General features: G+C 64.0%; 12 protein-coding genes. 5 read left to right on the forward strand and 7 right to left on the reverse strand.

Annotation, left to right across the window (positions count from 1 at the left end; translation table 11 throughout):
* Positions 1 to 28: 28 nt before the first annotated feature.
* Entirely contained in the window at positions 29 to 1,078 is a 1,050-nt protein-coding gene (locus MNBBLIKP_RS11420) for a CDP-alcohol phosphatidyltransferase family protein (RefSeq protein ID WP_088310381.1), read from the reverse strand.
* Between the two features lie 89 nt (positions 1,079 to 1,167).
* On the opposite strand from MNBBLIKP_RS11420, the gene MNBBLIKP_RS11425 reads away from it, so the two are divergent.
* Entirely contained in the window at positions 1,168 to 2,160 is a 993-nt protein-coding gene (locus tag MNBBLIKP_RS11425) for a CDP-alcohol phosphatidyltransferase family protein (protein WP_254913018.1), read from the forward strand.
* An 850-nt stretch (positions 2,161 to 3,010) separates the two neighbouring features.
* Positions 3,011 to 4,225, forward strand: coding sequence for a M20 metallopeptidase family protein (locus tag MNBBLIKP_RS11440; protein ID WP_088310550.1), 1,215 nt, complete (start codon positions 3,011 to 3,013; stop codon positions 4,223 to 4,225).
* 4 nt (positions 4,226 to 4,229) lie between these two features.
* On the opposite strand, the gene MNBBLIKP_RS11445 is transcribed toward MNBBLIKP_RS11440, so the two are convergent.
* Genes MNBBLIKP_RS11445 through MNBBLIKP_RS11460 form a run of 4 tightly spaced genes read right to left on the reverse strand, consistent with a single transcriptional unit; the run spans position 4,230 to position 9,144 of the window.
* Entirely contained in the window at positions 4,230 to 4,529 is a 300-nt protein-coding gene (locus MNBBLIKP_RS11445) for an ArsR/SmtB family transcription factor (protein ID WP_088310385.1), read from the reverse strand.
* Positions 4,526 to 7,741: an efflux RND transporter permease subunit gene (locus MNBBLIKP_RS11450; protein WP_088310386.1), complete on the reverse strand. Its 3,216-nt coding sequence runs from the start codon at positions 7,739 to 7,741 to the stop codon at positions 4,526 to 4,528. Before MNBBLIKP_RS11450 ends, MNBBLIKP_RS11445 begins: the two co-directional genes overlap by 4 nt.
* The gene (locus MNBBLIKP_RS11455) at positions 7,738 to 8,769 is read right to left on the reverse strand and encodes an efflux RND transporter periplasmic adaptor subunit (RefSeq protein ID WP_088310387.1); all 1,032 of its coding nucleotides are present in this window, start codon (positions 8,767 to 8,769) and stop codon (positions 7,738 to 7,740) included. The genes MNBBLIKP_RS11450 and MNBBLIKP_RS11455 overlap by 4 nt, the downstream gene beginning before the upstream one ends.
* The gene (locus MNBBLIKP_RS11460) at positions 8,770 to 9,144 is read right to left on the reverse strand and encodes a rhodanese-like domain-containing protein (RefSeq protein ID WP_254913019.1); all 375 of its coding nucleotides are present in this window, start codon (positions 9,142 to 9,144) and stop codon (positions 8,770 to 8,772) included.
* Between the two features lie 107 nt (positions 9,145 to 9,251).
* Here MNBBLIKP_RS11460 and MNBBLIKP_RS11465 point away from each other — a divergent pair, with 107 nt between their 5' ends.
* From MNBBLIKP_RS11465 to MNBBLIKP_RS17785, 3 genes are read left to right on the forward strand one after another with little or no spacing between them, the layout of a single operon-like run.
* The gene (locus MNBBLIKP_RS11465) at positions 9,252 to 10,532 is read left to right on the forward strand and encodes an NAD(P)/FAD-dependent oxidoreductase (RefSeq protein ID WP_088310388.1); all 1,281 of its coding nucleotides are present in this window, start codon (positions 9,252 to 9,254) and stop codon (positions 10,530 to 10,532) included.
* Between the two features lie 12 nt (positions 10,533 to 10,544).
* Entirely contained in the window at positions 10,545 to 10,748 is a 204-nt protein-coding gene (locus MNBBLIKP_RS11470; protein ID WP_088310389.1) for a YgaP family membrane protein, read from the forward strand.
* Positions 10,749 to 10,800: 52 nt separating this feature from the next.
* Entirely contained in the window at positions 10,801 to 10,995 is a 195-nt protein-coding gene (locus tag MNBBLIKP_RS17785) for a hypothetical protein (RefSeq protein ID WP_140420594.1), read from the forward strand.
* 16 nt (positions 10,996 to 11,011) lie between these two features.
* Here MNBBLIKP_RS17785 and MNBBLIKP_RS11475 read toward each other — a convergent pair whose 3' ends face one another.
* Together MNBBLIKP_RS11475 and MNBBLIKP_RS11480 are read right to left on the reverse strand one after the other, a co-directional pair.
* The gene (locus MNBBLIKP_RS11475) at positions 11,012 to 12,445 is read right to left on the reverse strand and encodes an aldehyde dehydrogenase family protein (RefSeq protein WP_088310390.1); all 1,434 of its coding nucleotides are present in this window, start codon (positions 12,443 to 12,445) and stop codon (positions 11,012 to 11,014) included.
* The gene (locus MNBBLIKP_RS11480; RefSeq protein WP_088310391.1) at positions 12,445 to 14,112 is read right to left on the reverse strand and encodes an acetolactate synthase large subunit; all 1,668 of its coding nucleotides are present in this window, start codon (positions 14,110 to 14,112) and stop codon (positions 12,445 to 12,447) included. The genes MNBBLIKP_RS11475 and MNBBLIKP_RS11480 overlap by 1 nt, the downstream gene beginning before the upstream one ends.
* Positions 14,113 to 14,193: the final 81 nt, after the last annotated feature.

The raw sequence follows: 14,193 nt of genomic DNA on the forward strand, positions 1-14,193 counted from the left end.
GCGCCAAAAGCAAGTGTTTTAGCGCAGGTCAAGCGGGTTCTCGCATCAATACGGTCAGTACGACGACTAACCAGCACGCTGCGACAACCGCAAATGCATAAAGTGCAAAGGCAGCAAAGCCCGTTGCAATCAGCACGGCACCGGCCAGGGCATAAAAATCCCGCATGGTCAGCCAGGTCAGCCATTGCTTGATCCTGGATGGACGCTGGCTGAACCGATCCTTGATTGCGTTGAAAGTCATGCCTTCGGCGTTGTTGCGGCTGCGGCGGCCCAGCACCCACAGCCCCAGCCCCATCGCCGCAAGCCCGCTCGTACCCGCAAGGGCTGCTGTGGTCTGTCCCTGGCAATAGAGATTCCAGGCAACGCCAGCCACACAGGCCAGATTGGTCAGCGCGTCGATCAGCGAATCGATCGCCGCGCCGCGCGGTGAGGATCGAAAGGTTGCCCGGGCAATTTCGCCGTCGACCCCGTCAAAGATCGAAGCCGCCTGGAACAGCAGTGCCCCGGCCACCAGCCCCTGCGCGGTTCCGGTCAGCAAGGCGGCAGTCATCACCAAGGCGATCAGCGCCGTTCCGCAAGTGGTGTGCAGCGGTGCAATCCCGGGAAACAGGCGCAGCAGCAAGCGCGTGCAGGCCTGGGAAACCGGCCGATTGACATAACGGGAAACGATCCCGTCACCCGGCTTGGCCGTGGCACGCACGATCCTTTTCTCCGCTGCGTCGAGCGCATGACACGATAGCGCCTCGGGCATGGGTTCAAGCGCCCCGGCACCACTGCCGAGCCGGGGCATTACCGCAAGTTCGGGCACGGAGCCTTCCACCAGCAGCTCTCCCGCGATCACGGGCGTATCGGGGTCCAGCCTGCCGGGCAGCGCAGCGATGTCACCAAAGCCGACGGCCATGCCCTGACACAGCCGTGCCACTTCACGCTGCAGCACCGCATCCACTGCCAGCAAACCGGGTGCGGCCAGCTCGGCCCGGTCATGCCCCGCCTGAGCCAGCGCCCGCAGCGCACGCGCGCCAGCAGGCAGGCCCGCCACCATGCGGTGGGCCGCCGCCACGCTGGAAAACAACACCACTACTGCACGAGCCGAGATCGTGCCCTCCTGCCCTGTCCAACCATTTTTGCGCCGCCTTGATACAACGCGCGCTTTTGCGAACCCGATTAATGGCTATAAGGCGCGGCGGGGAAAGCGCCAAGCGGCGCATGGCGGAGTGTTACAAATTGGCCGGGGACGCAGCAGTACTGGACGGATCGGGTGGCACCCCCGGCAATGGCGCGCCTGCGCCCAAACGGCCATTGCGCCCGCGCGAACTGCAGGACCCGCTCAACTGGTACCTCTACCATCCGCTGGCCTGGCAGCTGGCGCGCCGCCTGGCGTCGACCCCGGTTACGCCCAACATGGTATCGGTTTTAGGCGCGGCCATGGTGATTGCGGCGGCGGCGGCCTATGCCGGGCTGTCCTATCCGGTATCGGCGGCGCTGGGGCTGCTGCTGCACATGGGCTGGCACGTGGTCGACGGCGCGGATGGCGATCTGGCCCGGCTGACGGGCCGGTCCAGCCCGATCGGCGAAATGGTTGACGGGCTGTGCGACTATCTTAGCCACGTGGTGCTCTATCTGGTGATGGGCTGGGTGCTGACCCGGATCGGCGGCTGGTTCGGCGGGTGGCATGCCTGGGCATTGGTGGTGTTCGCCGGGATCAGCCATGCGGTGCAGGCCAACCATGTCGAAGTGCAGCGGCGGCAGTACCAGTACTGGGTCTATGGCACGCCGTGGATCCGCAATTCACACGAAGGCCAGGAATCAGCCACCGGCAAAAGCGTGTTCGCCAGTCTGGTTTCCGCCTATCTCGGCGTGGCCACGGGGATGACCCCCTATGCCTTGCGGGTCGATGCAGCCGTCGCCTCTGCCCAGGGAGATCCTGTCGCACTGGACCGGATCGCCCGGATCGCGCGCGAAGAGACCCAGCCGCTGTTGCTGCTGTGCAAGATCCTGGGCCCCAACCCGCGCGCGCTGGTGCTGGGCCTGTCGATGTTCGCGGGAAGCCCGGCTTATTATATGATCTATCAGAGCGTGGTGCTGAACCTGCTGCTGGTCTGGTCGGTCATGCGCCACAACACGGCCGCCAAACGCATCGCGGCGCGGATTGCGGGATAGGCGGCGGGGGCGGTTTGTAAGCTGTCCTCGAATGGCGGCATTTGGAAGCTTATGATCGGACGCTGCCTGTCCGGACGCGACGACATTGCGGACGTTGGTGGGTTGGCTACAAGGTAAGCTATGCTTTGGTGGGATTGGACCGCACGCCAGCGATTGGCGCTTCTGGCCGCGATACTGATCCTCGCGGCGATACCCTGGCTATTGCTTGGTTGGCTACCCTATAACTTGTACAATCTCGGGGTACTCGCGGGCGGCACCGCGTTCTTGGCTGTCCATTTGATCATCGCTTGGATTCTGCTAGTTGGCCTCCGAACAGGCCGGATTCCTATGAGTAGCGGGAGCGAGGATCGAACCAAGTCGCCGACATGGTTCTGGTTTTTTGTCGCAACGCATTCAGCCCTTTTAATACTCTTTCTCTCGTTTGTTTTAGCGATGGTTCTCGACCTTTAGATGCCTCTTGGCTAACGTTCGCCACCCCGACCATTCCGGTCTTGCTGCGCGGCCCTGCCTCCACTGAAAGCAGACACCTTTGCCGAAGCCCCGAACCCTGACAGGGTCACGCAGAGGCCGCAGAGGAAAAGGAGAGGCGCAGAGGTGGTGCATTGCGCCGCAGGCTCCTGCAGCTCCGCGGCGGTGCGGCCTGCCGAAGCCTGGGCACAGGGGTGCGGCTTCGCCGCCAGCGCAACACCTCTGCGCCTCCCTTTTCTTCTCTGCGGCCTCAGCGTGAACCCAATGACGCGCCGCTTGCCCCTGACCCGCACGAAGCCGGAGAGACAGAACACCCCGAACATTGCTGGACGCCGAAAGCCAGCGCGCTATTCTGATCGGCAAGCCAGACCGGGAGACTACCATGCTGCACGAATCGCTGCTGGATGACGCACGCGCCATTGCGGGGGACATTACCGCGCTGCGCAGGGCAATCCATGCCGAGCCGGAACTGGGTCTGCATACCCCGCTGACCCGCGACAAAGTGCGGGCCGCGCTGACAGGACTGCCGCTGGAATGGGCGGAAGGGCCTTCGACCACCGGACTGGTCGCCACGCTGAAGGGCGGTGCGGGGCCGGGGCGGACAGTGTTGCTGCGCGGCGATATGGACGCCCTGCCGATGCCCGAGGAAACCGGGCTGCCCTATGCCTCCACCATCAGCGGCTGCATGCATAGCTGTGGGCACGATGCCCACACGGCAATGCTGGCCGGCGCGGTGCGGCTGCTTTGCGCGCGGGCTGATCGGCTGCAAGGCGAAGTGCGTTTCATGTTCCAGCCCGGCGAAGAAGGGCACCACGGCGCGCGGCACATGCTGCAGGACGGCCTGCTGGGTGGGCGCGATGGCAAGTCCCTGCCCGACGCGGCCTTTGCGCTGCATGTCATGCCCAATGCCCCGCACGGGCTGGTGGCGGGCCGCGCCGGGCCGCTGATGGCGGCGGCCGATCAGTTCGACATCGTGGTGCGCGGCGCGGGCGGCCATGCGTCAATGCCGCATCAGGGCCTCGACCCCATGCCGGTCGCCTGTGAAATCGTGCTGGCAATCCAGACCATGGTAACCCGCCAGTTCGATGCCCACGATCCGGTGGTGGTCACCGTCGCGCGGATCGAGGGCGGGACGGCCCAAAATGTGATCGCCGATTTCGCCAGCCTGAAAGGCACCTTACGCACGCTTTCTCCGCGCCACCGGATCAAGCTGCATGAAAGCCTGGAGCAGCTGGCCATGGGGATCGCTGCGGCCCACGGGCTAAGCGCCGAAGTTACCATCACCGAGGGTTTTCCCGTCACCATCTGCGATGCCCGCGCGGTCGAACTGGCGGCGACCACCACGCGCGAACTGTTTGGCGAACCGGCCTGGCGCTTGCTGGATCGCCCAATCATGGGGGCAGAGGATTTTTCTTACGTGCTGGAACAGGTCCCCGGCGCGATGCTGTTCCTGGGCGTGGCCCACGATGGCGCGGACTGGAGCAAATGCCACTCGATCCATTCCCCGCGCATGGTGGTGGACGAAACGGCAATGCCGCGTGGCGCGGCCCTGCTGGCGGGCATGGCCGAACGGTTCCTGGCGCAAGGCTGGGGCTGATCCCCTATTCGCACAGATCGCACAAGGCGTGGATGATCCCGCTGACGATCGGATCACGCAAGCTGTAAAGCCGGGTCTGCGCCGCCGCCCGGCAATGCACCGCGCCTTCTTCGCGCAGCAAGGCCAGATGCTGCGAGACCGAGCTTTGCGACAGGCCGGTCAGGCCAACCAGTTCGTTCACCGATGCCTCGCCTTCGTCCAGACGGCACAGCATCAGCAAGCGTTCGGGATGGCTCATCACCTTGAGCCGGGCCGCCATCTGGGCCGAATTGGCCTTGAGCTGTGCCTTGTCCGCCGACTTCACGCCGCATCCCCCGCCAGCAGCCGGCCATCATCGCGCAGCAGCACATAGATTGCCGGGATCACCAGCACGGTCAGCAGAGTTGACGATGCCAGGCCGAACAGCAGGGAAATCGCCAGTCCCTGAAAGATCGGGTCGGTCAGGATCACCGCCGCGCCGATCATCGCCGCTGCAGCGGTCAGGACGATCGGCTTGAAGCGGATCATCCCGGCTTCCAGCAAGGTTTCGCGCAGGCTTTTGCCGGGGCTGGCGCTGTGCTGAATAAAATCGACCAGCAGAATCGAATTGCGCACGATGATCCCGGCCAGAGCGATGAAGCCGATCATGCTGGTGGCCGTGAACGGGGCCATGAACAGCATGTGGCCCAGCACGATCCCCACCAGGGTCAGCGGGATCGGCGTGAGGATCACCAGTGGCAGTTTGAAACTGCGGAATTGCCCAACCACCAGCACATAGATCGCCAGCAGGGCCACCATGAAAGCCGCGCCCATATCGCGGAACGTAACCCAGGTGATTTCCCATTCGCCGTCCCACAGCAGCGCGGGCCTGCTTTCATCGACCGGCTGGCCGTTCAGCAACACGTCCGGTTTGACCAGACCGGCCTTGGCCCAATCGAACTGATCGATCGCCTCATCCACCGCCAGCATGCCATAGATCGGCGCTTCATAGCGCCCGGCAAGGTCCGCCAGCACCATGGTCGCGCCGCGCCCGTCGCGCCGGAACATCGCCTGCCCGCCGGGGACAAGCTCTGCCTTGACCAGTTCACCCAGCTGGATCAGCTGCCCGCCGGGCATGGCCGCCACCGGGGTTGCGGCCAGGCTGGCCGACCAGGCGCGCTGCGACTGATCGAGCCCCAATTCGATCGGCAGCGGATCGCGATCAGCGCCGCGCGGCGCATAGCCCAAGGTCTGGCTGCCCAGCAGTGCCCCGATCGAATCGAACAGCTGGCGTTCGGACAGGCCATACTGGTCCAGCTTGGCGCGGTCCGGCACCAATCGCAGCGTTGGCCGCGGAACGCCGAATGAATTGTCGGTATCGACGACGAACGGCACCGATTTGAAAATCTGTTCCACCGCCTGGGCCGTCTTGACCCGGCTGGCTTCGTCCGGACCATAGATTTCTGCCAGCAGGGTGGCGAGTACCGGCGGCCCCGGCGGCGTTTCCACCACCTTGAGCGAGCCGCCCGGCGGCAAAGGCACGGCCTTTTGCAATTGCTCGCGCAAGGCAACCGCGATTTCGTGGCTTGACCGGCTGCGATCACCCTTGGGCAGCAGCGTGACCATTACGTCACCCTGTTCCGGTTGCGCTCGCAGGAAATAGTGCCGCACCAGGCCGTTGAAATTGAAGGGTGCGCTGGTCCCGGCATAGGCTTCCATTGCCACCACTTCAGGGACCTGACGGGTCACAGCAGCGGCCTGTTCCAGCACTCGGCCAGTCATTTCCAGGCTGGTCCCTTCGGGCAGATCAAGCACCAGCTGGACTTCGCTCTTGTTGTCAAACGGCAGCAATTTGACCGTCACAGCCTTGAAATAGAACATCGAGCAGGCCACCAGCGTGGCCACCCCAACCGCGATCAGGAACCGTTTCGCGCTTTCGCGGGTGGCGATCACCTTGCTGGCATAGCGGCGGTAGAGCGTCCCCAGCTTGCCGCCATGAGCATCGTGGCCACCCTGATCCAGCGCCTCCCGGGCGAACCGGATCATCAGCCAGGGGGCGATGATCACCGCAACGAAAAAGCTGAACACCATCGCCGCGCTGGCGTTGATCGGGATCGGCGCCATGTAAGGCCCCATCAGTCCCGAAACGAACAGCATCGGCAGCAGCGCCGCAACCACAGTGAGCGTGGCGACGATGGTGGGATTGCCTACTTCGGCAACAGCTTCAACCGCGGCGTCGATCCGACTGCGTCCATCCGCCATGCCCCAGTGCCGCGCGATATTCTCGATCATCACGATGGCATCGTCGACCAGAATGCCGATCGAAAAGATCAGTGCGAACAGGCTGACGCGATTGATGGTAAAGCCCATGATCTTGCTGGCAAACATGGTCAGCATGATCGTGGTCGGGATGACAATCGCGGTCACGGCAGCCTCGCGCCAGCCGATTGCAAAGCCGATCAGCACCACGATCGTCACCGTGGCCAGCGCCAGATGCAGGATCAGCTCATTGGCTTTTTCGTTCGCCGTTTCGCCATAGTTGCGGGTGATTGAAACGGTGACACTATCGGGAACCAGCTGGCCTTGCAGTGTTTCCAGCCGTTCAACCACTGCTTCTGAAACGGTGACGGCATTGGCGCCGGCCCGCTTGGCCACGGCCAGACTTACCGCAGGCGTCATGACCCAGCCCGCCGCGCCATCGCGCGCCCAGCGCCAGGCGCGTGCCTGATCCTGGGTCGGTGCCTGTTCGACCGTGGCGACATCTTTGACCAAAACTGCCGCGCCACCGACCGCGCGGACAGTCAACTGACCAAGCTCTTCCGCGCTCTTCAGCGTCTGGCCAGCGGTTACCGCGACAGCCTGGCCGCTTTCGCGCACGGTGCCTGCGGGGAAAGCGCGGTTGGCCTGGCTGACTGCCTCGATCAGATTGCCAAGCGGCACCCGATGCGCCGCCAGCCGCGCCGGATCGGGTACCACACGCAGCGCCATGCGCTGCCCGCCGGTGATGAAAGTCAGCCCGACATCGTCAACCTTGGCCAGTTCGGTCCGCAGCTTGCCGGCCAGTTCGGACAGGGCCTGATCGTTCCACTGGCCGGGCGCGCCGGGCTTTGGGGTCAGGGTCAGGACCACGATCGGCACATCGCTGATCCCGCGCACTGTCACTTGCGGCGACGGGATCCCGACCGGGATCCGATCGATATTGGCACCGATCTTTTCATTGATCCGGGTCGCGGCATCTTCCGGGTTGGACCCGACCAGGAACCGTGCCGTCACCAGTACGCCGTTGTCCTGCGCCTGGGTGTAAACGTGCTCGACCCCTTCGGCGCTGCGCACAATGGTTTCAAGCGGTTTGGCCACCAGTTCGATCGCTTCGGGCGCGGAGAGGCCCGGAGCCATGACCCGGATGTCAACCATCGGCACGGAAATCTGCGGCTCTTCCTCACGCGGGATAGTGATCGTCGCGATCAGGCCAACCACGATTGCGGCAAGCAGCATCAAGGGGGTGAGCGGCGAGAGGATCGTCGCGCGGGTAAGCCGCCCGGAGATGCCCAGGTTCATGGGCCGGTCCGCCCGATCAGGGTATCGCCCGCAGCCACACCCGAAAGCAGCTCGACCATGCCGGGAGCGGCACTGGGGGCAAGTTGCACGGGCACTTGCGCAGCGCTGCCGTCCTTGGCGAGCAATGTGACATAGTCGATCCCGAAGCGGCTGATGACATAGCTGCCCGGCACCAGCATGGCCTTGCGTGAACCGGTTTCGATCCGTGCCGCCACGCGCCGTCCGATCAGCCGGTTGTCGAGCCCGGGCAGTGCGACATCGGCGGCCAGCTGCCCTGCGGTAACCGCCGGATAGACCTTGATCACGCGCCCGGTGCTGGTTCCGGCCAGCGCGCTGGCCACAACCTGCGATCCGGGATGAACCTTGTCAGCCAGCGATTCGGGCAATTGCAGGCGCAGCACCGTGGGGCCCGAAGTGATCGCCGCGATTACCGTGCCGGGGGCAACCGGGGCCCCGGCCGGAACGTCGGCGCGCAGCACTCGCCCGCTGGCGGGCGCGACCACCGCGCCCTGCCCGGCCACTGCACCAACCGCAGCCTGTTGAGCCTGCGCCGCACGGATCTGGGCCCGCGCGGCATCGGCGGAGGCCTGGGCCTGATCGAGCCGGGCCTTGGCATAGACCCCCTTCTGATAGAGGTATTTGATCCGTGCCAGCTCGGCCTCGGCCTGGGCGGCCTGGGCCTGGGCGGCAGCGGCCTGGGCGCCATAGGCTCCGGCCTGATAGCCAAGCTGGCTGTCAACGATCCGGCCGATCACTTGCCCTTTGGCAACCATATCGCCTTCACGCACCGACAGCGTGGTCAGGATCCCGGGAATGCGAGCCAGGACCTGGGCCTGATCAACCGTGGTGACCTCTGCACTGACATCCTGCCAGGCACCGGCATCGGCGGGAGCCAGCACCAGCCGCGGGCCGGCCGGAGCCATGGCCGGGGCGGGGGCCTGTTCCGAACTGCCGCAAGCCGCCAGCGCGAGCGCCAGAGCCGCGCTCAATGCACCCTGTTTGAGCATGTGCTTGCCTTTCCGTGCCATTCAACGCTCCACCGGCATCCCGGCCGCTTGCCAGGCCCCGAAACCGCCACCAAGGTGCGTATCGACCTCTGCCCGCGCCGTGGCACAGCGTTCCAGCGCCATGGCCGACCGGCGGCCCGCCGCACAGTTCAGCACCAGCTTGCGTGCGCCCGGATCGGGCAGCTGACTGACCCGAAAGGTGGAGAGCGGCAGGTTGAGCGCGCCGGGGATATGCCCGGCGGCAAATTCATCCACTTCGCGCACGTCCACCACCACGGCGCGATCATCGCGCAACATCTGGGCGAGCTGCGCCGGGGTAAGTTCAAGGTGGCGGGGTTTGCCAAATCCGAATGCCATGACTGCGTCCTTGCCGGAGAGCGAATCCTGATCGCTCATATTTATGCTTGCTCATATACGTTATAACTTATATTAGTCAACCAAGATAGATGACGAGTCGAACCACGCCCTGGGGTCATCCAGGGCCAGCAAGTGGAGCAAGAGACATGGTTCTGCCGGTAATCATGGTGCTGGGCGCAGGCCTGGGCGGAACGATCGCGGCCTATGAGATTCGCGATGCGGTCAAAGGCAAGGCCGATGTCATGGTGGTCAACGAGGGCGAGGATTTCTGGTTCGTGCCCAGCAATCCCTGGGTCGCGGTGCGCTGGCGCGAACCCGACGCGATCAAGGTTCACCTGCCGCCGGTCATAGCCAAAAAGGGCATCGGCTTTACTGCGGTTGGCGCCAGACGCGTCCATCCGGCCGAGAACCGGGTCGAGCTAAACGACGGCACTTCGCTCAGTTATGACTATCTGGTGATCGCCACCGGGCCGGACCTTGCCTTTGATGAGGTCGAGGGGCTGGGCCCGCAGGGCTTTACCCAATCGGTCTGCAAGACCGATCATGCCGCCCACGCCGCCGACATGTTCGAACAGCTTGCCGCCAATCCCGCGCCGGTGGTGATCGGCGCGGCTCAGGGGGCTTCGTGCTATGGCCCGGCCTATGAATTCGCGATGATCGTCGATACCGAACTGCGCCGCCGCAAAGTGCGCGACCGGGTGCCGATGACCTTTGTCACCGCCGAACCCTATGTCGGGCACCTCGGTCTTGACGGGGTGGGCGATACCAAAAGCCTGCTCGAAAGCGAAATGCGGGGCCGCCATATCAAGTGGATCACCAATGCGCGGATCGCCAAGGTCGAGCAGGGCCTGATGCACGTCGAAGAAGTGAACGAGGACGGATCGGTCAGGCAACAGCACGATCTGCCGTTCGGCTTTTCGATGATCCTGCCCGCGTTTCGCGGGGTTCCGGCAGTGTTCGGGATAGAAGGACTGACCAACCCGCGCGGCTTCATCCTGGCCGACAAGCATCAGCGTAACCCAGCCTTCCCCAACATCTTCTCGCTGGGGGTCTGCGTGGCGATCCCGCCGGTGGGCAAGACCCCGGTGCCAGTCGGCGTGCCCAAGACCGGGTTCATGATCGAAAGCATGGTCACCGCGATCGCTGCCAACCTCAAGCTGATCCTGGCCGGACAGGAACCCACCGAAGAGGCGACCTGGAACGCAGTCTGTCTGGCCGATTTCGGCGATGGCGGGGTGGCCTTCGTCGCCCAGCCGCAGATCCCGCCGCGCAACCTTAACTGGTCCAGCGAGGGCAAATGGGTCCACCTCGCCAAGATCGGATTCGAGAAATACTTCCTCCACAAAATCCGTCGCGGAACCAGCGAGCCGTTCTACGAAAAACTCGCGCTCCACGCGCTCGGCATCCGCAAGCTGCGGTTCAAGTAAGGAGCCCTCGCGATGACGCTCGATTCCGCCGTTTTCCGCTTCGCCGGTCTGGTCGTGCTGGCCAGTCTGGCTCTGGCCCACTGGATCCATCCGGCCTGGCTGTACCTGACCGCTTTTGCCGGGCTCAACATGCTGCAGGCCAGCTTTACCGGCTGGTGCCCGGCGGCAAGCCTGTTCAGGAAACTGGGAGTGCGCCCCGGCGCGAGCTTTGATTGAGCACCCGGCGATACGGCGCACTTGAACCGGCCTGAATTTGCTTTCCTGCGTCATGGCTGCCCCCACGGCCATGGCGCAGGATCCCCCGGCGGCAATCACGGACGCGCTGGCCCATGAAAGCGCGGACTGGGGGAAAAGCCATTCGGTCCATTCGCCGCGCATGGTCATGGATGAATCCGGCATGCCGCGCGGGGCGGCACTGCTTGCCGGGATGGCAGAGCGGTTTCTGGCGACCGGGCGAGACTGACCAGAGCCTTTCAGGCCTAGATGCGCCGGATCACCAGATTGCGGATCTCGGTCATGTCTTCCATCGCAAAGCGCACGCCTTCGCGGCCAAGGCCCGAATCCTTGACCCCGCCATAAGGCATGTTGTCGACCCGGTAGGACGAGACGTCGTTGATGACGATCCCGCCCACTTCCATCCGGTCCCAGGCGTCGAGCACTTGGTGCAGGTCGCGGGTAAAGACTCCGGCTTGCAGTCCGAACTTGCTGTCGTTGACTTCCTCTACCGCCTCGTCCCAGCTGGCGAACCGCGAGAGGATCACGACCGGGCCAAAGGCTTCCTCGCGGTAGACCGCGCTGTCGCGAGCGACATCTTCCAGCAGCGTTGCCTGAAGCATCGCACCGTCGCACTCGCCCCCGGCAAGCAGCCGGGCGCCGCCGGCCACGGCTTGATCGATCCAGCCCTTCAGCCGCTGGGCCTCTTTGGCGGAAATCATCGGGCCGATGAAGGTTTCACGATCCTTTGGATCGCCCCACTTCAGCGCCTTGACCCGTTCTGCCAGTCGATCGCGGAACGTATCGTACAGGCTGTCATGCACGATCACCCGCTGGACGTGGATGCAGCTTTGCCCGGACTGGTAATAGCCACCGAACACGATCCGTTCGATCGCGTGATCGAGATCGGCATCCGCGTCGACCACCACGGCGGCATTGCCGCCAAGTTCCAGCACCACCTTCTTCTTGCCGGCTCGCGCCTTCAGATCCCAGCCGACGCCGGGCGAGCCAGTGAAGGACAAGAGCTTGAGCCGTTCGTCGGTGGTGAACAGATCCGCCCCGTCGCGGCTGGCGGGCAGGATCGAGAACGCCCCTTCGGGCAGCACATCGCATTCCGCCAGCACTTCACCCATGATCAGCGCGCCCAGCGGGGTCAGGCTGGCCGGTTTCATCACAAACGGGCAGCCAACCGCGATTGCCGGAGCGATCTTGTGCGCGGCGAGGTTGAGCGGGAAGTTGAACGGCGAAATGAAACTGCACGGCCCGATCGGAACCCGCCGCCACATCCCCATGTACCCGCGCGCCCGTTCCGAAATGTCGAGCGGCTGAACCTCGCCATAGTTACGCGTCGCTTCTTCGGCGGCGATCCGGAAGGTGTCGATCAGGCGGGTAACCTCGCCCTCGGCATCCTTGATCGGTTTGCCCGCCTCGACGCAGAGCGCATAGGCCAGCTCGTCGAACCGCTCGCGAAACCGGCGGACGCAGTGATCGAGTACGCCTTGCCGTTCGAAACTGGCCAGTTGCGCCATCGGTTCGGCCGCGCGCACCGCCCCGGCAATTGCCGCGTCGATCACATCGGGCGTGGCCAGCGCGGTGCGAAACGCGATCTCGCCAGTGTACTTGTCGGTCACCGCCAGATCGGCGTTGGGCTGGACCGCCCGGTTGTTGAGGTAGAGCGGATAGACCTCTTGCAGCTTCATCACAGCGCCTTTGACAGCGCCTTGAGATCCTTGTTCAGGATCTGGTCGTTTTCGGAATAGTCGACCGGACAATCGATCAGATGCACTCCCGGCGTGTCGCGGCAATGGGCCAGCAGATCGCGCAGGTTTGCGCTGGAGGTAACCCGGTGGCCGTGCGCGCCATAGCTTTCGGCATATTTGACGAAGTCCGGGTTGCCATATTCGAGCCCCCAGTCCTTGAAGCCCATGTTGGCCTGCTTCCAGCGGATCATGCCATAGGAACTGTCGTTGAGGATCAGCACCGTCAGATTGAGCCCCAGTCGGACGGCGGTTTCCATTTCCTGGCTGTTCATCATGAACCCGCCATCGCCGCAAATCGCCATGACCTTGCGGTCCGGATAGAGCATCGCGCTCATCATCGCGCTGGGCAAGCCGGCGCCCATCGTCGCCAGTGCATTGTCGAGCAGCACGGTATTGGGCAGGTAAGCGCTGTATCCGCGTGCGAACCAGATCTTGTAGACCCCGTTATCAAGGCAGATCACCCCGTCTTCAGGCATGCAATCGCGTACTTGCTGGACCAGATGGGGCGGAAAGATCGGGAAGCGGGCATCGGCGGCGAGCGGGGCGGTATGTTCCAGCTCGGCGCGGCGATAGGCCAGCATGTGGTCGAAATCCCAGCTGGGCGAAGGCGTGATCGCCTCCTTCATCTGCCACACCGCATTCGCAATATCACCGATCACTTCGATGTGCGGGAAATAGACCGGATCGACTTCGGCGGTCTTGGTCGAAACGTGGATCACTTTGGGCCCGTCGCTCTCACGCATGAAGAACGGCGGCTTTTCGATCACATCATGGCCCAGGTTGATGATGCAGTCGCTGTCCTCGATCGCGCGGTGGACGAAATCGCCCGCTGAGAGCGCCGCGCAGCCCAGAAAGCGAGGATGGCGCTCGTCGATCACCCCTTTGCCGAGCTGGGTGGTGAGGAAGGGGATGCCGGTCGTCTCGACGAATTCGAGCAGCATCTTGCCGGTCATCTTGCGGTTCGCCCCGGCCCCGATCACCAGCACCGGCGCACGCGCATTTTCCATCGCGTGGACCGCCTGGTGGATCGATTTGGCATCGGCGGTGGGACGGCGCACCAGGCTGCGTTGCAGCGGCCGGCTGTCGGTATGTTCGTCGGCAATGTCCTCGGGCAGCTCAATATGGGTTGCGCCGGGCTTTTCTTCCTCGGCCAGCCGGAAAGCTTCGCGCACCCGGCTCGGGATATTGTCGGACGAGGCCATCTGGTGGGTGTACTTGGTGATCGGCCCCATCATCGCGCAGACATCCAGGATCTGGAACCGGCCCTGTTTGCTCTTCTTGATCGGCTTCTGCCCGGTAATCATCAGCATCGGCATCCCGCCCAGCTGAGCATAGGCCGCCGCTGTGACGAAGTTGGTTGCCCCCGGGCCCAGCGTGGCAAGACACACCCCGGTCTTGCCAGTGTGCCGCCCATAGGTTGCCGCCATGAACCCCGCGCCCTGTTCGTGCCGGGTCAGGACCAGCCGGATCTTGCTTGAGCGCGAAAGCGAATCGAGAAAATCAAGGTTCTCTTCTCCCGGCACCCCAAAAATGTACTCACAGCCCTCGGCTTCGAGACATTCGATGAACAGATCGGAAGCTTTTTGTTGCACGCCACGTTCGGCCATTGGTCGCATCTCCCCGGATTGCGCGCCCTTTTCTTTTTGAGACTATCAAACCCGTCGAGTGGAGTCTCGAAGCAAATGCAG

Origin of the sequence: Novosphingobium sp. B 225, from assembly GCF_002198665.1 — a bacterium.
In the GTDB taxonomy this organism is placed as follows: Bacteria; Pseudomonadota; Alphaproteobacteria; order Sphingomonadales; family Sphingomonadaceae; genus Novosphingobium.